Source organism: Thioalkalivibrio sp. ALE30 (assembly GCF_000377465.1).
Classification (GTDB): domain Bacteria; phylum Pseudomonadota; class Gammaproteobacteria; order Ectothiorhodospirales; family Ectothiorhodospiraceae; genus Thioalkalivibrio.
In genome coordinates, this window is the sequence record NZ_KB898171.1 from 20,838 (window position 1) to 38,027 (window position 17,190).

17 protein-coding genes are annotated in these 17,190 nt (G+C 67.2%); 7 read left to right on the forward strand and 10 right to left on the reverse strand.

Annotated features, from left to right (window positions below; all coding sequences use genetic code 11):
- Positions 1–597: 597 nt before the first annotated feature.
- Complete coding sequence (locus tag D107_RS0106590) at positions 598–1,965, forward strand: sigma-54-dependent Fis family transcriptional regulator (RefSeq protein WP_018879572.1); 1,368 nt, start codon at positions 598–600, stop codon at positions 1,963–1,965.
- Between the two features lie 27 nt (positions 1,966–1,992).
- Here D107_RS0106590 and D107_RS0106595 read toward each other — a convergent pair whose 3' ends face one another.
- The 6 genes from D107_RS0106595 to D107_RS0106620 form a co-directional block, all read right to left on the reverse strand.
- Positions 1,993–3,507: a glycosyltransferase family 39 protein gene (locus tag D107_RS0106595; RefSeq protein ID WP_026280760.1), complete on the reverse strand. Its 1,515-nt coding sequence runs from the start codon at positions 3,505–3,507 to the stop codon at positions 1,993–1,995.
- On the reverse strand, positions 3,504–4,172 hold the full coding sequence (locus D107_RS0106600) for an HAD-IB family hydrolase (protein ID WP_018879574.1): 669 nt from the start codon (positions 4,170–4,172) through the stop codon (positions 3,504–3,506). The genes D107_RS0106595 and D107_RS0106600 overlap by 4 nt, the downstream gene beginning before the upstream one ends.
- A 16-nt stretch (positions 4,173–4,188) precedes the next feature.
- Positions 4,189–4,941 (reverse strand): SDR family oxidoreductase, encoded by a 753-nt coding sequence (locus D107_RS0106605; RefSeq protein WP_018879575.1) that lies wholly within the window; start codon positions 4,939–4,941, stop codon positions 4,189–4,191.
- Positions 4,942–4,946: 5 nt separating this feature from the next.
- Positions 4,947–6,248, reverse strand: a complete 1,302-nt coding sequence (locus tag D107_RS0106610; RefSeq protein ID WP_018879576.1) for an FAD-binding oxidoreductase — start codon at positions 6,246–6,248, stop codon at positions 4,947–4,949.
- Between the two features lie 201 nt (positions 6,249–6,449).
- The gene (locus D107_RS0106615; RefSeq protein WP_018879577.1) at positions 6,450–7,424 is read right to left on the reverse strand and encodes a lysylphosphatidylglycerol synthase transmembrane domain-containing protein; all 975 of its coding nucleotides are present in this window, start codon (positions 7,422–7,424) and stop codon (positions 6,450–6,452) included.
- The gene (locus D107_RS0106620; protein ID WP_018866015.1) at positions 7,421–8,299 is read right to left on the reverse strand and encodes a decaprenyl-phosphate phosphoribosyltransferase; all 879 of its coding nucleotides are present in this window, start codon (positions 8,297–8,299) and stop codon (positions 7,421–7,423) included. Before D107_RS0106620 ends, D107_RS0106615 begins: the two co-directional genes overlap by 4 nt.
- Positions 8,300–8,423: 124 nt before the next feature.
- Here D107_RS0106620 and D107_RS0106625 point away from each other — a divergent pair, with 124 nt between their 5' ends.
- The 6 genes from D107_RS0106625 (at position 8,424) to D107_RS0106650 (ending at position 14,177) form a co-directional block, all read left to right on the forward strand.
- Positions 8,424–8,930 carry a hypothetical protein gene (locus tag D107_RS0106625; RefSeq protein WP_018877676.1) on the forward strand — a complete coding sequence of 169 codons (507 nt, stop codon included), beginning with the start codon at positions 8,424–8,426 and terminating at the stop codon, positions 8,928–8,930.
- A gap of 40 nt (positions 8,931–8,970) precedes the next feature.
- Positions 8,971–9,861: an EamA family transporter gene (locus D107_RS0106630; RefSeq protein ID WP_018877675.1), complete on the forward strand. Its 891-nt coding sequence runs from the start codon at positions 8,971–8,973 to the stop codon at positions 9,859–9,861.
- A gap of 55 nt (positions 9,862–9,916) precedes the next feature.
- Entirely contained in the window at positions 9,917–10,306 is a 390-nt protein-coding gene (locus D107_RS0106635) for a hypothetical protein (protein ID WP_018881070.1), read from the forward strand.
- A 33-nt stretch (positions 10,307–10,339) separates the two neighbouring features.
- Positions 10,340–11,308, forward strand: a complete 969-nt coding sequence (locus D107_RS0106640) for an arsenic resistance protein (RefSeq protein WP_018881071.1) — start codon at positions 10,340–10,342, stop codon at positions 11,306–11,308.
- A 248-nt stretch (positions 11,309–11,556) separates the two neighbouring features.
- Positions 11,557–13,008, forward strand: a complete 1,452-nt coding sequence (locus D107_RS0106645; RefSeq protein ID WP_038035216.1) for a sigma-54 dependent transcriptional regulator — start codon at positions 11,557–11,559, stop codon at positions 13,006–13,008.
- Between the two features lie 155 nt (positions 13,009–13,163).
- Positions 13,164–14,177 carry a transporter gene (locus tag D107_RS0106650; protein WP_017941670.1) on the forward strand — a complete coding sequence of 338 codons (1,014 nt, stop codon included), beginning with the start codon at positions 13,164–13,166 and terminating at the stop codon, positions 14,175–14,177.
- A 33-nt stretch (positions 14,178–14,210) separates the two neighbouring features.
- On the opposite strand, the gene D107_RS0106655 is transcribed toward D107_RS0106650, so the two are convergent.
- The 4 genes from D107_RS0106655 to D107_RS0106670 form a co-directional block, all read right to left on the reverse strand.
- Positions 14,211–14,693 carry a hypothetical protein gene (locus tag D107_RS0106655; RefSeq protein ID WP_018881073.1) on the reverse strand — a complete coding sequence of 161 codons (483 nt, stop codon included), beginning with the start codon at positions 14,691–14,693 and terminating at the stop codon, positions 14,211–14,213.
- A gap of 80 nt (positions 14,694–14,773) precedes the next feature.
- Entirely contained in the window at positions 14,774–15,415 is a 642-nt protein-coding gene (locus D107_RS0106660; RefSeq protein ID WP_231291107.1) for a C39 family peptidase, read from the reverse strand.
- 72 nt (positions 15,416–15,487) lie between these two features.
- Positions 15,488–15,841 (reverse strand): hypothetical protein, encoded by a 354-nt coding sequence (locus D107_RS13310; RefSeq protein ID WP_026280762.1) that lies wholly within the window; start codon positions 15,839–15,841, stop codon positions 15,488–15,490.
- 105 nt (positions 15,842–15,946) lie between these two features.
- Positions 15,947–16,918, reverse strand: a complete 972-nt coding sequence (locus D107_RS0106670; protein ID WP_018881074.1) for a hypothetical protein — start codon at positions 16,916–16,918, stop codon at positions 15,947–15,949.
- Positions 16,919–17,190: the final 272 nt, after the last annotated feature.

Below are 17,190 nucleotides of genomic sequence, written 5' to 3' on the forward strand. Positions count from 1 at the left end.
TCCCGGGAACGTGGCCCGAGCTTCCGGTGTGGGCCCCCTGGCCCCCGGGAACGCGGGCGAAGCGCCCTGTATTTCGGCTTGGCAGCCATCCTGCTCTCCAAAAGAGGCCCGCTCCCACGGAGCAGGCCGAAAGGAGAACAAACATGGCAAACAGCCCTCCGTTCGACCGGAGGGAGCGGGCTTCCGGCCCGCACCGCCTTGGGCCCGGTCATCGATTCATCCGCGAAGAGCGGCTACGACGGCGCTTCCAGGCCCTCTCCATAGTTCGGACGATTCACTGGAAGACGCGTAGCCTGGAGAGAGGGGGCACACACGGCGGCCAGCGGACGAATCATCCTTCCGGGGAAGTCAGCAATTGGTGTGCCATTGACCGAGAGGCGTGCGTGGCCGCGGGTCTCCGTTGATAAGGTATTTTTTTTACGTGGACTTTCGTTGCAACGCTTTCGCAACATGGATCCGCAACAGTGCAACGCATCGGGCCTTGATCCGGCAGCCGGCAAAGTCCCTCACAGATGTCTGCAAATAGTTGCGGTGAAATAAAATCTGCATGTAACGTCCCGCCGGTCCCCACCAACGTCTTGTGGGGCGGGAGGCGACATGACCGGAACGGAATTGGCGAAGATCTGCATTCGACACAGTCGAGACCCGCACATCATCGTCGATGATCAAGACAACGTGGTCTTCGGTAACCCTGCCTTCCATACCCTCTTCAACCTTCCGGAAAACGTCCCTCTCACCTTGGCCCGCCTGGGGCCGCTCGATCTGCGCCAAGCGCTGGATGATGCGAGTACGAACGCTCATGCCGGACCCATGGCGAACGTGGATTTCACGCTGTCCGTCGACCTTGACGGGGAGTCCTTGCCGCTGCGCGTGATCGAGCAGTCGGTGCGCATGCAGGGCGACGAGCGGCTACGCTTGATCACCCTGCAACCCCTGCGACGGCGTAGCGAAGAGTCGGAGACGCTGACCACGGCCCGGGCCTGGCCGACGGATACCCTGCGCTCGCTGGACGGGGAATGCCGCAAGGCACTCGCGTTTGCCCGCAAGGTGGCCGGCAGTGACGTGCGTGTGGTCATACTGGGCGAGTCCGGCACCGGCAAGACGCGCGTCGCACGCGCCCTGCATCGGCTCAGCCCGCGGGCGGGAAAACCCTTCGTCGAGGTGAATTGCGCCGCCATCCCGGAAGAACTCCTGGAGTCGGAGCTGTTCGGCCACGTTCGCGGGGCCTTCTCCGGAGCCGTGAACGACCGCGAGGGGCGGTTCGAGGCGGCCCATGGGGGTACGCTGTTCCTGGACGAGATCGGAGAGATGAGCCCGAAACTGCAGGCCAAGCTGCTGCGAGCAGTTCAGGACGGCACCTTCGAGCGGGTCGGCGAGAATCAGTCCCGGATCGTTGACGTACGCGTCGTGGCCGCTTCCAACAAGGATCTGCGTTCCCTTGTTGCTTCTGGCGAGTTTCGCAGCGACCTCTTCTACCGCCTTGCCGTAGCGACGGTTTTCCTTCCGCCGCTGCGCGAGCGCCCTCTCGACCTGCAGCAGGCGCTCGATGAATTCGAGTCGGCCAATGAAGTCCGTCTCGCGTCCGATCTGCGGAGCAAGCTGATGGCGTACTCGTGGCCCGGAAACTTTCGCGAGCTCGAGAATGCCTTCCAGTGCATGTGCCTGCGCTCACGCAACGGCGAGATTCGTGACTTCGAACTGTCCGATCCACTGGTGCAAGCAACCTCCGGCATCCAGTCGGCGGCCGCCAACCTGCCGTCGAATGATGGCGAAGGTGCCGACACGACGAGCCCGCCCGATGCGGTTGCCGAAGACAGCTTGGCTCGTGCCTCGGAAGATGCGGAAGCCCGCCGCCTGCGCGAGGCCCTGATCGCGAACGCTGGTAACCGAACCCGGACGGCTCGGGAACTGGGGATGGACCGCACGACCCTCTGGCGCAAGATGCATCGCTACAACCTGGCGTGAGCCCTGCAGGAGCGGTTTTCCGGGGGCTTAGTCCGTCTCGCGAGTGTAGCGGTCGGTGAAGGCGCAGCGGCCCTCCGGCAGCCAGGCCGGGAAGTCGTAGTAGCGCTCGAGTATCGGTTGGAGGACCTGGTCGTGGTAGGCGGCGTAGTCGAAGCCGCGGCCCTCGGCGAGGGTCCAGTCGACGCCGCGGATGGTGACTTCGCGTATGCGCACCTCGTCGAAGTAGGGCTCGACCTGCGCCGGATCCAGCTCGCCGCGGGTGGGGACGTAGAGCAGGTTGGCGCCGTCCAGGGCGCGGAAGTCGGTGAGCAGGTCGTCCTGGCGGCCGTAGTGGGAGCCGGGGCCGAACACGCCGACCTCGCGTCCGGCGTAGTAGCCCAGCACCGCCGAGCGCGAGTAGCTGCGGGTGAAGACGTGCCAGTCGGCGTCGTATTCGTTGACCACCGCGGCCACCGATTCCGGCGCTAGGTAGAACACCGCGTCGGCGTAGCGATCCTGGCCCTTCAGCCATTCCACCGGCATCAGCGCGATCGTCAGGATCGCGATCGCGTGCAGCACGGCGAGGGCCCCGGAGAGCCAGGCGCTGATGGTCAGTGCACGCACATTCAGGAACAGCGCCGGCAGCAGCAGGAAGGGGGCGAAGGCGGCCAGCCAGTGCAGCCCGATGCTCTTGAACGGGGCGAGCAGGGCAAACAGGAGCAGCGGGATCAGTCCGGCGGACAGGAACACGCCCAGTTGGTGCGCGCGGATGCCGGCGGCCAGCGCCCGCCACTGACGCGCGTAGAACCACAGCAGCCAGGGCGTGAACAGGTAGAGCAGCAGGATCGCGTAGGTCAGCCAGTTGCCGGGGTCGAAGCCGCCGTCGCCGTGCCGGTTCACGATGTTGAACATCACGTTGTACCAGCAGTTGCCCCAGTTCCAGTACAGATTGAGCGCCACCGCCGGCACCACGCCGAGGATGATCAGCAGGAGGCCGCGCCAGTGCTGCCGCGCGAACAGCAGGATATGCAGCCCCAGTGCAATCCCCAGCAGGACCGCGAAGTACTTGGACAGGAACGCCAGCCCCAGGGCCAGGCCGGCGAGCAGGAACCAGTGCGCCGCGCCGGTGCGTAGGGCCTGCCAGGCAAGGGCTGTGGCCAGCAGGCTGAACAGGATCAGCGGGGTGTCCGTCGCGGTGATCACCGCGATGAAGAACAGCGGCATGAACAGCGCCAGCAGCGACACAAGGCGCGCGCGGACTGGATCGGTATGCCGCCACCAGAGGAAGATCGCGAGCGCCGGTGCCATGGAGACGAAAATACCCAGGGCACGGATGGCCAGCGGGTGCTCCGACAGGGGCAGGATGGCGCCCAGCCACCAGCCGATCATCGGCGGGTGGTCGTAGTAGCCGAGATCCGGGTTCTGTCCCCAGATCAGGAAATAGGCCTCGTCGCCGGTGATCGGCAGGGCCCAGGCCATGCCGATCTTGACCAGCAGCACGGCCAGCATAATCGCGCCGTAGTGACGGGCGAGCCAGGGCCAGGTTGTGGTTGTCGGGTTCACTCGGGGGCCCCCTCTACCGACGGCCCGTGGACACGCCGGAAGCGGCCCCGGCGCAGGCGGTAACCGCTGCCGGCCATCGCCAGCAGCGGCTGGTCAGCTGCGCTGTCGCCGTAGGCCGCGACCAGATCGACCGGTTCGTCCGGGGGCAGGGTGGCCAGCCAGGCGGCGACCGCCGCCGGCTTGGCGGCGCCCCGGCAGTTGGTGCCGTCCAGGCGCCCGGTGACGCGACCGGCGTCATCCACCGCGAGGCGCGAGCTGACCACGCCGGTGAGCCCGTAGCGCTCGGCCCACGGTTGCAGCCAGACATCCAGCGAGGCGGAGACCAGTACGCAGTCATGGCCTGCATCTCGATGGGCCCGCAGGGCGCGCATCCCGGCCGGGCGCAGCAGGCGGTCCAGGCCGCGATCGGCGAATTCACGGCCCCTGGCCTGCAGGTGGGCGAGGGTCTCGCCGGCCAGCATACGGGTCAGCACCGCCTCCTTCGCGTCCTGATGGGACAGCCGCTTCAGTGCCAGGCCAATCAGCGCCGGGAGGCAGTCCGGCAGCCGGCGCAGGAAGGCCGCTGTCCCCAGTGCGTGGCGCAGGAAGGGGAACAGGCTGTCGCGCCGGGTCAGGGTGCCGTCGAAGTCGAACAGCACGATCGGCCGCGTGTCATTCCGGTTCATCGTTATGGCTTCAGGGTTACAGCTTCAGGCGCTTGAACAGGTATTCGGGGATCAGGCGGATGATGGTCATGATCACCCACCACTTGCCGGGCAGGTAGGCGACGTCGCGGCCGCGGCGCATGGCACGGACGATGCCGCGGGCCACCGTTTCCGGTTCGGCCCACAGGGCGCCGGCGCGGTTGAGGCCCTCGGTCATCGGGGTGCGCACGAAGCCGGGCTTGAGCGTGACCACGTCCACGCCGCTGAAGAACAGGCGGTTGCGCAGCCCCTGGAGGTAGATCGCGAGCATGCCCTTGGCGGTGCCGTAGGCGTAGTTGCTCTGGCGCCCGCGATCCCCGGCGACCGAGCCGATGGCGGCGATCACGCCGCGGCCCCGGGCCTCGAAGTCCGGGGCAATCAGCGCGAGCAGGGCGATGGCACTGGTGCCGTTGACGTGGATCGCCTGCAGGGTCGCGTCCACCGAGGCGTTGCAGGCCGCCTGGTCCGGCAGGGTGCCCCAGGCCAGCAGTACGCTGTCCACCTCGCCCAGGGCCTCCTGCGCCTGCTGCCACAGCGCCGCGTGCCCGTCGATATCGGCCAGATCGGCGCGGGCCCCGAGGATGCGGGTGCCCTCCGGGTCGTCGGCGCGCACCCGCAGGTCGGCCAGCAGGGCCTCCAGGGCGTCGCCGTCGCGGGCCACGCAGAACAGCCGGGCGCCGGTGTCTACCAGCTCCCGCGCCACCGCGGAGGCAATGGCCGAGGTGGCACCAAAGAGGACAACGTTGTTCATCGGGTTCATGCGGTCACCCTGCGCCAGAAGCCGGAGGAGAATTCGGGGTCCACATACTCGGCGAAGGCCTCCCAGCCGGGGAACCCCTGGCGGAAGACTTCGGCCGGCATGCGCGCGTCCTTCGCAGGGTACAGGGCACCGCCGGCCTCCTGCACGATGGCGTCCAGGCGCGCGAACAGGCGCGCGGTGTCGCGACCCTTTTCCGGGAAGTCCAGCGCGAGGGTGGCACCCGGGCGGGGAAAGGACAGCATGCCCGGCGCGGGCCGGTCGCCGAAGGTCTTGAGCACCGCGAGAAACGACCCCTGGCCGCTGGCGGCGATGGCATCCAGCAGGGCCTGCACGCCGTCCCGTGCGGCATGCGGGGGCAGGACGCACTGGTACTGGTAGAAGCCCTGGTGCCCGTAGATGCGGTTCCAGTGGCGGATCGCATCCAGCGGGAACAGCCAGGGCTGGTGGTGCACGGCACGGGGTGTCGCGTGCACCGGCTGGCGGTAATAGAGGTGGTTGAAGGCGCGCAGCGACAGGCGGTTGACCAGCGAGACGGGCGGGTCCAGCGGGATGCTGCGCCGGCGTTCGCGGTAGTCCCCGCGCACAGGCGCGGTGGCCGCGTGGCGTGCCGCGCCGTAGATGCCACGCCCGACGCGGCCGTTCGGGCCCGGGTTCAGGCAGTCGATCCAGGCGACGGTGTAGGGCCACTCGCGCTCGGCCTGCGCATTCAGCTCCCAGAACGCATCCAGCGAGTCGAAGCGCTGCGACCAGGCGCGCATCCAGCCGGAGCGCACCGGCATCAACTGCAGGGTCACGGTCTCGATCAGTCCGGTCAGGCCCAGCCCCCCCACGGTTGCGGCGAACCAGTCGGGGCTGGCCTCGCGGGTGACCTCCAGGACCTGGCCGTTGGAACGGCGCAGGGTCAGCCCGAGTACGTGGTCGCCGAAGGTGCCAGCCTGGTGATGGTTCTTGCCGTGCACGTCGTTGGCCACCGCGCCGCCGAGGGTGACAAAACGGGTACCCGGCACCACCGGCGGGAACCAGCCGCGCGGCACCGCAAAGCGCAGCAGGGCATCCAGCGACAGTCCGGCCTCCGCGGTGATCCGTCCCGTGGTGGCGTCGAAGGCCACGAAGCGATCCAGCCCCGGCGTATGCAGCAGGGTGGCCCCCGGGTTCAGGCAGACGTCGCCATAGCTGCGCCCGAGGCCGTGGGCGAGCAGGGGGCGAGGCGTGCCCGGGGGAAGCGGCCGGCCGCGGTGAGCAAGCTCGACTTCGGCGGCATGTTCGACCCGCGGGATGCGGTTCCAGCTGGCAGTCATCACCCGCCCACCTCGTCGTTGCGATCCCCTGCAGGAGGCCAGCCCCCTGGCCGATTGGGCGCAGCTAATATCCTCTGCGCGTGAATGCGCGGGCGTCCACGCATCCGCAGGCCCCCGGTTGCCGGGGGTGCGACATTCCCTCGGGTACAGCTCGACCGCACGCCCAATCGGCCAGGGGGCTGGCCTCCTACAAAGGAACCGTTACGCATGGGGTTGCACCGGGTGTTCGTGGCCGCGCGCCTCGGGGTTGGTGGCCAGCGCGATCAGGCCCAGGATCACCGCGAACCAGAGGGTGGTGAAGCGGATCAGCATGGTCGCCGCGATGGCGTCGGCCGGCGGCATGTCGGCCCACAGCAGCAGGGCGACCATCACCGCCTCGGTACCGCCCAGTCCCCCGGGCAGGAAGCTCAGCGCGCCGGCCAGCATGGCCAGGGCGAAGACGAAAGCGGCAAAGGCGAAGCCGGCCTCGAAGCCCATGGCGTTGAGGATCCACCAGAAGGCGAGGGCCTCGGCGCTCCACGCGATGACGCTGAGGGCAGTGGCCGCGGCCAGCAGGGCCGGGCGGTGGCAGCGCCGTGCCTGCAGCAGGATCGTGGCGACATGGTGCAGGCTGCGCCACAGACGCTGGCCCGGGCGGTCGCTGATGCGCTGCAGCCAGGCCAGCGGCCGCCGCCAGGACAGCACGATCAGTGCCGCCAGGATGAGGGCCGCGCCGGCTGCGATCAGCCAGGTGCCCTGGGCCACCAGGGTCAGGCCTAACAGGGACAGCAGCACGACCGCGATCAGGTCGGACAGGCGCTCGGAGACGAAGGCGGCGAAGCTGTCCGGGTAGGGCACCCGGCGGCGCTTCAGCAGCACCCCGCGCAGGGCCTCGCCGGCCTTGCCGGGCGTGGTGGTCAGGGCGAAGCCGGCCACATAGATATGCAGGCTGGCGCGCGTCGGGATGGCATGGCCCAGGGTGCGCAGGTAGAGCTGCCAGCGGGTGAAGCGCAGGCTGTAGTTCACCAGCGACAGCCCCAGGGCCAGCAGGACGCCGCCGACGCCCACCAGCTTCAGGGCACGCCAGACCTCGTCTGCCCCCGCCCACAGCATGACCCCGAGGTACAGCGCGACGGCAACGATGATCGAGAGCATCACCGCGCGCAGGCGCCAGCCGGAGAGCAGGACCGCATTCATGCGAGTACGGCGAGGGTCACACCCATCCATACCGCGACCGTGGCCAGCAGGTGCGGGTCGGTGACCAGGTCGCGCGAGGTGTCGTTGCCGGCGCCGCGCGCGTGCAGCAGGAACAGGTAGCGGAAGATGCCGTAGATCACGAACGGCAGGGTGTAGATCAGCCCATCCGTGCCATGCAGCGCGATGGTCTCGGCGCTGACCGTGTAGAGCCCGTAGGCGAGCACGGTGCAGGCGGCGCTGATGGCGATGAACTGATCCAGGAGGCTGACGCTGTAGTCGTGCAGCACGCGCCGCGTCCCGTCCTGATCCGGTGTGTGTTCGATGGCGCCATCGGCGAGCTCCGCGCGCCGCTTGGCGAAGCCCAGGAACAGCGTCAGCATCAGCCCGCACAGCAGCAGCCATTGCGAGGGTTCGATGCCCAGGCCAAGGGTGCCGGCGAGGATGCGCAGCATGAAGCCGGCGGCGATGCTGAACACGTCGAGGATCACGATGTGCTTGAGCGACCAGGAATAGGCCACGTTCAGCACCAGGTAGGTCAGGATCAGCGCGATCACCCAGGTGCTGACCAGTGCCGCGAGGACCAGCGCGACAATGACCGCGGTGGCGAAGATCGCCCAGGCGGTGGAGATCGCGATCGCGCCGCTGGCGATCGGGCGTTCGCGCTTGGTCGGGTGGCGGCGGTCGGCCTCGACGTCGACGATGTCGTTCAGCACGTAGACCGCGCTGGCGATCGCGCAGAATGCGAGGAACGTGACGCTGGCGGCGAGCACCGTCCCGGGTTCGCCCCACTCGTGCGCGAACACCACGCCGAGGAACACGAAACCGTTCTTGATGTACTGGTGCGGGCGCAGCAGCTTGATCAGCGAATGCAGCATGCGGGCGGTCGTCCGTGAAGGTGGTTGCAGTCTACTGACGCGCTCGATGCGTTACCATCGGCGCCGCTGTCGCGCGCACCCGCGTGTGTTTCGATCCCATGTCTCGATCCGCAGGAGAACTGCCATGTCGCTTGTTGCCCGATCCCTTCTGCCCGCCGCCCTGCTGCTCGCCGCCGGGCTGGTGGCCGGCTGCATGTCCGGGGGCGGTCCGGAGCCCGAGTTCGCCGAGGGCCAGCCGTTTCCCGAGCGCAGCCTGAATGACCAGCACGGGAACCCGGTCGAGCTGCCGGGCAATGCCCGCGTAATCCTGAAGACCGTCGAGGCGGCCCCGGCCGGCGTCGCCAACGCGGTCCTGAGCGAGATGAGCCCCGCCGAGCGCGAGGGGATCGTCTACATCGCCGACATCCACGAGATGCCGCCGCAGCCGATGCAGAACGTGGTCCTGCCGCGCATGCAGGCGCGGGACTACTCCATCGTGGTGACCTCCAGCGAGGCCGATGCCGGCTTCCTGCCGCACGAGCGCGAACAGGTGACCGTGGTCCTGCTGGATGGCGAGGGCGTGGTGACCGGTGTTGGCCATGCCGGCAGCGAAGAGGCCCTGAAGGACCTGCTCGACGAGGCCGGCGAGTAAGCGCCGCGCATGAGGCTTCCGAGCCCGGGCCGGGGCTGACATGGCCTTTTTCCTCGGCCTGCTGACGGCCCTGGGCTTCGGCGCTGGCGACTTCTTTGGCGGCCTGGCCTCCCGGCGCATCCCGGCGCTGGTGGTCGCCTGCTATTCGCAGATCCTGGCCACCGTCGTCCTGCTGGTGGTCGCTCTCCCGCTGGCGGGTTTGCCCGGGACCCAGGCCCTGATCTGGGGCGGAGCCTCGGGGCTCGCCCTGGCCCTCGGGCTGCTGGCCTACTACCACGGCCTGGCCGAGGGCTCGATGGGGCTGGTCGCCGCCGTGACCGGCGTGATCTCGGCCCTGGTGCCGCTGCTGGTCGGGCTGGTGATGGGCGAGCAGCCGGGCCCGCTGGCGCTGGCCGGGATCGCGGCCATCGTGATCGCGATCGGGATGATCTCCGGCGGTTCGCGCAAGGCGAGTCCACGCCGCCTGGACGAGCCCGTGCGTGGCCTGATGGCGCTGGCCCGGGGGGCGCACCCGGTGCGCGGGCTGGTGGACGCGACCATCGCCGGCGTCTGCTTCGGGCTGGTCTTCGTGTTCCTGAACGAGGCCGAGGCGGGCTCGCCGCTGTGGCCGGTGGTGGCGACCTCGGCGGTGGGCGCGCTGGCGCTGCTGGCGGTGATGCTGGTGCGCCGGCCGCAGACCGGGATGAGCCGCTCCACGCTGGTGCTGCTGTCGCTGGCCGGTCTGTTCCAGGCCGCGGCGACGCTCGCCTTTGTCGTGGCCGTGCGCATGGGCCTGCTGTCGATCATCGCGGTGGCCGGGGCGCTGTCGCCGGCCCCGACCGCGCTGATGGCGCGTTTTTTCCAGGCCGAGCGCATGTCGCGGGTGCAACTGACCGGTTTCGTCTTCGCCCTGGCGGGCATCGTCCTCATCGTGCTCGGCGGGCCCGGGTAGGGAACCGGCAAGTCTGTTAAGTTGGCGGCGTGACCCAACCCACAGGAGGTGCCAGGTGTCCGAAGATCCCAAGCCGGAAGTCGTGCGCAGCGACGTCAGCGAGCCCGCGGCGGGGCCGCGCAAGGACGTCACGATGGTCACCGTGGTGTACGTGCTGTACCTGGTGAGCTTCCTGACCGCATTGACCGCCATCGCAGGACTGATCATCGCCTACATCAAGCGCGGCGAGGCCGACACGGTCAGTGTCTCCCACTTTACCTATCAGATCCGTACCTTCTGGATCGGGTTGTTGTTCGCCGTGATCGGGGCCATCACCACGCCGATCGGCATCGGCTTTGTGATCTTCCTGGCCCTGATCGTCTGGCTGCTGGTGCGCTGCATCAAGGGCCTGCTGGCGAACAACGACAACCGCGCCATCGAGCAGCCCGAGACCTGGCTCTGGTAGTTCTTGTGCGCCGCCCTTGAGCGGCGTTGGCGAATGCGCGAGTGGCTGGAGCAATACCAGGTACTGATCTACCTGGTGGCGATTGCCCTGGGGCTCGGCCTGGGCCTGTCCGCGCCGGAGTTCGGGGCGATGCTGGATGCCGTGCTCTGGCCGGTGCTGGGGCTGTTGCTGTACGCCACGTTCACGCAGACGCCACTAACCCATCTGGGCGCGGCGTTTCGCGAGCCGCGCCTGCTCGCGGCAGCGGTGATCGGCAATTTTGTGGTGATCCCGCTGCTGGTCTGGGCGATCCTTCAGGTCGCGCCGGGCGGTCCGGCGGTCCTGCTGGGCATCGCGCTGGTGCTGCTGGTGCCGTGCACCGACTGGTTCATCACTTTCACCCATCTGGGTGGGGGTGACACGCGCCGGGCGATCGCCTTTTCTCCCCTTTCGCTGTTGCTGCAGCTTTCCCTGTTGCCGCTGTATCTGTGGTGGCTCTTCGGTGGCGAGTTCACCCTGGTGCTGGCCGGCGGAGACGTGCTGAAGGCCTTTGCCGGCCTGATCCTGGTCCCGCTGATTCTGGCGTATCTGACTGAGCGCTGGGCCGACGATGATCCCGGGCGCGGTCGTCTGATCGCGGGCCTGGCCTGGCTGCCAGTCCCGCTCCTGGCCGGGGTGGTGTTCGTTATCGCGGCCTCGCAGGTCACGACGGTGCTCGACGGAGTCGGCGTGCTGTTGCCGCTGCTGCTGATCTTTGCCGGTTTTCTGGTGGTTGCGGCCCTGCTGGCGCGGGCGCTGGCCCGGGGGTTCGACCTGCCGGTGGCGCAGGGGCGGGTGCTGGCGTTCAGCCTCGGCTCGCGCAATTCCTTCGTGGTGCTCCCGATCGCGCTGGCCCTGCCGCAGGGCCTGGAGCTCGCGGTGGTCGTGGTGGTGTTCCAGTCCCTGGTCGAGCTGGTCGGGATGGCGCTGTACCTGTGGTGGATTCCGCGGCACCTGTTCCCCAATCCTTCGGCTGCTTCCTGAGTACGGCGGGCCCTCCGGCACTGGCTTGATGTGAGCCCGGCGGACCCGCTGGCGGCGTCGGTCCTCATGCGCCGCCGATCGCCCCGGCGACCCCTTGGTGTCATTAATCCGACAGTAGCCTGCCTGTGTAGCATTTTTGTCATCCCTGGAAACGGATTTTTGACGGAAGCGGCCTATACTCCAAAAGGTGAAAAGCGTCACCCGGGACCTGGGGCGCCAGGGATTTCTTCGGACAGACGGGGAAGAGCATGTCCGGATCAGGAAAGATCAACGGGGCCTTGTGGCCTGCGCTGCCCAGCGGAATTGTCGATTCGGCTGGCGCGCAGGCCGGCTTCGGTGCGGAGGTGTTCCGGGCCTGCTCCACGGGTGCACCCCGCGAGGTGGCCTGGCTGGATGCCGGTGGGCATGCCCGCGAGTCCGTGCTGCGCCTTTCGGGTGCCTGGCGATTGCGCCGCTTGAGCTTCCCGCTGGCGCGCGCCTGGCCCGACCTCGACGGGGTCCGGGTGGGTCTGCTGGATCTCGATCATCCCCTGCCGTCGCAGTTGATTGACTTCGTGAATGCCCACCAGCAGGTCAAATGGATTGCGCTGGTCCATCCGGGGTTGCTGCCGAGTCCGGCATTGCGCGACCTGATCCGCGATAACTGCTATGACTTCCATACCCTGCCGCTGGATCAGGCCCGTCTGGAGGTCACGCTGGGCCGTGCCTGTGGCATGGCCGTGCTGGAGACCCCGTCCGAGCCCACCGCGATGGTCCCGGCGCCCGCCGAGGGACGCCCGATTATTGGCCACAGCGCCCCCATGCAGTCCCTGGCGCGGCAGCTCACGCGCGTGGCCGGTTCGGAAGCGCCGGTCCTGTTCCTCGGGGAGAGCGGGACCGGGAAGGAACTGGCGGCGCGGACGGTACATCGTCTGTCGCGCCGCGCTGACGGTCCGTTTGTGGCGGTCAACTGCGGGGCGCTGCCGGCACCGCTGATCCAGTCCGAACTGTTCGGGCACGAGGCGGGGGCCTTTACCGGCGCGACGCGGCGCAAGATCGGGCAGCTGGAACTGGCTCATGACGGGACGCTGCTGCTGGACGAGATCGGGGATCTGGGCCTCGAGCTTCAGGTGAACCTGCTGCGCTTCCTGCAGGAGGGGACGCTGGTGCGTGTGGGTGGCCTGCAGCCCATCCAGGTCGATGTGCGGGTGCTGGCGGCCACCCACATGAATCTGTTCCGCGCCGTCGAGGCGGGGCGTTTCCGCGAGGATCTCTACTACCGCTTGAACGTGATTCAGCTCGATGTGCCGCCCCTGCGCGATCGCGGGAGCGACTTGATGGCGCTCGCGCAGTTCTATTTCGAGCGTTTCCGGTGCCAGAACCCGCGCCTGCGCGGCTTCACCCAGGCAGCGGTCCGGGCGCTCCATGGCCATCGCTGGCCGGGCAATGTCCGTGAACTGGTCAATCGCATCCAGCGGGCCGTGACCATGGCGGAGGGACGCCTGATACGGCCGGAGGATCTGGGATTCCCGGCGCAGGAGCGGGATGACAGCCAGGAGACGCTGGCGCAGGCGCGCGACCGCGCGGAACGCGAGACGGTCATACGGGCGCTGGGGCAGTGCGACAACAACGTGTCGCGTGCCGCACGCCAACTGGGAGTGGGGCGAGTGACGCTTTATCGCTTGCTCGACAAGTACGGGGTGCGGCCACAGAAGCACTGAACCGGCGGTTTGGTGTCGTGGAGGCGGTCCGATGGGGGACGCGCAAGGCCCGGTCGGCGTGACCGGGCTGTGGGTTCCTGTATTCGTTGCCCCCTTGCGGGGCCGGGAGAATGACCGTGGACGGGACTTGGATCGGGAGGAGGGGGGCGGGGCTGATGGTCGGCCCGTTGTTGCTGGGATTTTCGGCCACGGTGGTTGCGCAGGAGGGTCGCGAGGCGGTCGGTGATGCACCGCGCGACACCGGGCCACAGGTCACGGTTTTCGAGGAGCGCGGCATGCTGACGCCGCAGGGGCAATGGGTGATCGAGCCCTCGCTGTCCTACGTGCACAGCAGCGCGCTGGATGTCTCGATTGAAGGCTTCACGATTATCCCGGCCCTGGCGATCGGGCTGATCGATGTCAGCGAGACGGAGCGGGATACCCTGACGGCGGCGGTGGCATTGCGGTACGGGCTCACCGACCGACTGGAGGTCGGGCTGAAGATCCCCTGGGTCTACCGCGAGCAGCAGGTGCGGCGCCGCGACATCCTGGAGGGGACCGAGCTGGAGCGGGTCACCGGGTCCACGGGCAGTGGTCTCGGCGATATCGAGTTCGGATTGTCCTATCAGTTCAACACGGCGGACCGAGGACGACCGTTCTTTATCGGCAACCTGAAGGCCAAGAGCCGCACCGGGACCGACCCGTTCTCGGTGGATCGGCGCCGGATTGTGGACGAGGATGGCAATCGTCTCGGCGAGATCTTCCTGGAACAGCCGACCGGTTCCGGGTTCTGGGCGGTGCAGCCCAGCGTGACCATGATCTATCCGACCGATCCTGCGGTACTGTTCGCGAACGTCAGCTACCTGTGGAACATCGAGCGCGACGTGGGGCCGGATTACGGCACGGTCGATCCCGGGGATGCCTTCGGGGCCAGCCTCGGGATGGCCATCAGCCTGAACGATCGTACCTCGATGAGCTTGGGCTACGACCACAGCGTGGTGTTTCGTACCCGCGTGGAGAACGATCCGGGGCTGGAGCCGGTGTTCGGACGACGCCAGGTGGGGACTCTGCTGTGGGGGGTGTCGCACCGTCTGAGCGAACGCACCAGCCTGAACTTCTCCCTCGGTGTCGGGGTAACGGAATCGGCGCCCGACGTCCAGATGACGGTACGGGTTCCGATGCGTTTCTGAGGGGCGTGGCAGGGGCGGTTGTGGCGGGTGTTACTACCAGCCGCGGCCGCCGTCCAGAAGCTGCTGATCCATGGCTCGCCCGAGGTCACTGCGCGGCATTTGCAGGTTGCGCAGTTCCAGTTGCATGATCGTCTGGTGGTGGATCGCCTGGCCGTCCAGTTGATTCTGAATGGTCGTGACCCAGCCCGTGCCGTCCAGCGAATCGGTGACCAGCGCCCGCGGCGGAAATGCATCCGGTCCACTGCGGATCATGATGCGACTGGCCGTGTGGGCATGGCTCGCCGCCTGGTTCAGGGGGCCGATCGGGAGCAGCGTGGTCTGGTGCAGGGTCTCGCCGTTCAGGGAGGTGATCTGGTCCAGCCCGATCGCGATTTGCAGGCCGTCGCGGCCAAAGAAGCCGCCACGCTGTTCGGCCAGGATCGTATCGGGGACCACGCGCGGGTCCTGTGCGCCGGGGAGGCTGTCCAGGGCGAATCCGGTGGCGGGCAGGGCGGCCAGTATGAAGCACAGCACCACTCGCAAGTACCTGCGCCTCTGACCCGTCCGCGGAGCATGCGGTTCGGCGAAGCCCGTTCGGTTCGTGGTTGTCGCAGGCATCACCATTCTCGTGCTCGCGGGAGGTTGAGGGTGAATCGGCCGAGGTCGTGCCGCACCACACCCTCGCCGACGGGCGCCCGGGTGATGGCCGCCCACGTTTGCGGGGCGTTGAAGCTTGCGCGGGCACGCTCCACGTCTTCGCGAATGACGAACAGGATGTCGTTGACCTGGACCGACTCGAACTCGGGGCGACGATAGCTCTTGAGTCCCAGGGCCGGATCTCCGACCAGCACTTCGCCATCGCGCAGCCCCTTGATGACCACGAAATGCCGGTATCCTCGCGTCTCGATCATCGCGATCGCGGGGACGCCAAGCCCCTCAAGGTCGTCCAGGCCGATGCGGAAGCCATCTGCTGCAAGGTGGGCCTCCGAGGCGAGGTAGGTCTTCATGTCCAGGAGCGAGAAGCCCTGGGCACGAATCAGATCCTGATCGCCGCGGCGGAACATGCCGTCGAAGGTGGTGGTTTCCTCGGTGGGACGGTCGTAGTGATAGCTCAGCAGGGTCGCCAGCGCCGCGGATCCACAGCTGAAGTCGTATTGCTGCGGCACCACCGAGCGGAAGCGCAGGGCCTTCATGCTGTCGACCGGTACGTTCATGCTCCCGATGACCCCCGGAAACTGGGCGCCACCCATCTGCGCCATCAGGGGCTGCGGGCCCTGCAGGGCCAGTAGCAGTGCGGCCAGTGCCAGACGAAGACCCCGGCGGGCCATGATTCAGGGGTTGATCGTGACGTTCACGATCATCGATTCCTGGATGGCCACGTTGTGGCCGGTGTTCTGGATGATCGTGGAGAATCCACGGGCATTGTCAAAGGCGCCGTTGGCAATCAGGTTGGTACCGCCATGGCCGCCCACGACGACATTGTCGTGCAGGGCAATCTGGGAATGGACCTGACCCAGCTGCACGTTGCTGACCCCCTGCCGGGCGCGTTGCTCATTCAGGGTATCCGTGCCCACAGGTGCCAGTGCCTGTATGTCCAGCTGGGATGGATGTGCATGAGAGGTGTGGCTCTCGATGGCGTCGTCCGCGGTGACTGTACCCGCCACTAGGCTCAGTGCGCCCAGCATTGCGGGCAGGAGGTATCGAGGGCGCTTTCGGGAAGGGAACATGACCGAATTCTCCAGTGGAGTACCAAGGCGCGACGGGTCCGGAGACCCGCCGCGTCGTACGGACTAGTTGCCCAGGTTCAAGTGCGCCTGCACCGAGACCTGCTGTTGCGTCAGGCTGTTGGCCCCGCTGTTCTGCGAGACCTGGGTGATGCCAGCCGGGGACACGAAGGAATCGGAACCGATCGTGTTGTACGCGGTGCTGCGCGCCCCTTCGGCGATATCCACGTAGTTCCCGGTGACCGTACCGGACAGGTCGTTCTGGCTGACCACGGCGTTGACCTGCAGCATGGTGTTGAAGCTGTCGGTTGCCGTGCTGTTGCCGGAATCCATGACCGCGAGGCTGTTGTCGGAGTTGTCGCTCTGATCGCGGGTCACGCTGGCGGTGGAGCCATTGTTGGCGGCGGCACTGTTGTCGTCGGCGCTGGCCGAGCTGTTGTCCGAGCTGTCGTTGCCCGAATCCGACACATTGAGGCTGTTGTCGGAGTTATCGTTGCCCGAGTCCGAAACGTTCAGGCTGTTGTCGGAGTTGTCGTTACCGGAATCGGCGATGTTCAGGCTGTTATCGGAGCTGTCATTCCCCGAGTCCGAGACCGTGGTGTTCCCCGAATCCGCGATGCTGGTGCTGTTGTCGGAACTGTCGTTACCGGAGTCGGCGACGTTCAGGCTATTGTCCGAGTTGTCGTTGCCCGAATCGGCGATGTTCAGACTGTTGTCCGAGCTGTCATTGCCCGAGTCGGCCACATTCAGACTGTTGTCGGAACTGTCGTTGCCCGAATCCGAGACCGTCGTGTTCCCCGAGTCCGCCACGCTGGTGCTGTTGTCGGAGCTATTGGACAGGTCGGAGTCATTGACCGTTACCGCCAGCGAATTTTCGTTGGCGGAGGAACCGCCATTGTCGGCGGTCGAGGAGGCCGTGGCATTCTGATCGCCCACCTCACCTTCCGCCGTATTGGTCGGATTGGCCAGCGCGAGTCCGGAGCTCAGGCCGAAAGCGAGTGCGATCGCGGAAGCGATAAGTGTCTTTTTGAAGCTCATGATGAATCTCCTTTGGGTTGTGGCGACACGCCTCTAGGCGTCGTGGCCGCCATGACGCAACCGCCCTGGCGGCCACGACAAATCCGTTAGCAGGAGTCGGGCCAAATGGAAGATTCTTCGATTAATCAGGACCTTGCGGATTCCCCTCGGATGTCCGTCGCGGGCGATCTGTACCGCTGGCGAAACAACAAATGATCGGTCTCCTGCGGATCCGCCTGTAAGTGGCGGAAATCCGAAAAGAATCACGCGGGACGCAAGCTGTCTTCCCGGGA

Coding starts and splice junctions, on each gene's coding strand:
- D107_RS0106640 (WP_018881071.1), top strand. CDS start 10,340: ATGCGCGAGTGGCTGGAGCAATACCAGGTACTGATCTACCTGGTGGCG.
- D107_RS0106610 (WP_018879576.1), bottom strand. CDS start 6,248: ATGACTGCCAGCTGGAACCGCATCCCGCGGGTCGAACATGCCGCCGAA.
- D107_RS0106650 (WP_017941670.1), top strand. CDS start 13,164: ATGGTCGGCCCGTTGTTGCTGGGATTTTCGGCCACGGTGGTTGCGCAG.
- D107_RS0106615 (WP_018879577.1), bottom strand. CDS start 7,424: ATGAATGCGGTCCTGCTCTCCGGCTGGCGCCTGCGCGCGGTGATGCTC.
- D107_RS0106645 (WP_038035216.1), top strand. CDS start 11,557: ATGTCCGGATCAGGAAAGATCAACGGGGCCTTGTGGCCTGCGCTGCCC.
- D107_RS0106625 (WP_018877676.1), top strand. CDS start 8,424: ATGTCGCTTGTTGCCCGATCCCTTCTGCCCGCCGCCCTGCTGCTCGCC.
- D107_RS0106590 (WP_018879572.1), top strand. CDS start 598: ATGACCGGAACGGAATTGGCGAAGATCTGCATTCGACACAGTCGAGAC.
- D107_RS0106600 (WP_018879574.1), bottom strand. CDS start 4,172: ATGAACCGGAATGACACGCGGCCGATCGTGCTGTTCGACTTCGACGGC.
- D107_RS0106660 (WP_231291107.1), bottom strand. CDS start 15,415: ATGGCGCAGATGGGTGGCGCCCAGTTTCCGGGGGTCATCGGGAGCATG.
- D107_RS0106605 (WP_018879575.1), bottom strand. CDS start 4,941: ATGAACAACGTTGTCCTCTTTGGTGCCACCTCGGCCATTGCCTCCGCG.
- D107_RS0106670 (WP_018881074.1), bottom strand. CDS start 16,918: ATGAGCTTCAAAAAGACACTTATCGCTTCCGCGATCGCACTCGCTTTC.
- D107_RS13310 (WP_026280762.1), bottom strand. CDS start 15,841: ATGCTGGGCGCACTGAGCCTAGTGGCGGGTACAGTCACCGCGGACGAC.
- D107_RS0106630 (WP_018877675.1), top strand. CDS start 8,971: ATGGCCTTTTTCCTCGGCCTGCTGACGGCCCTGGGCTTCGGCGCTGGC.
- D107_RS0106620 (WP_018866015.1), bottom strand. CDS start 8,299: ATGCTGCATTCGCTGATCAAGCTGCTGCGCCCGCACCAGTACATCAAG.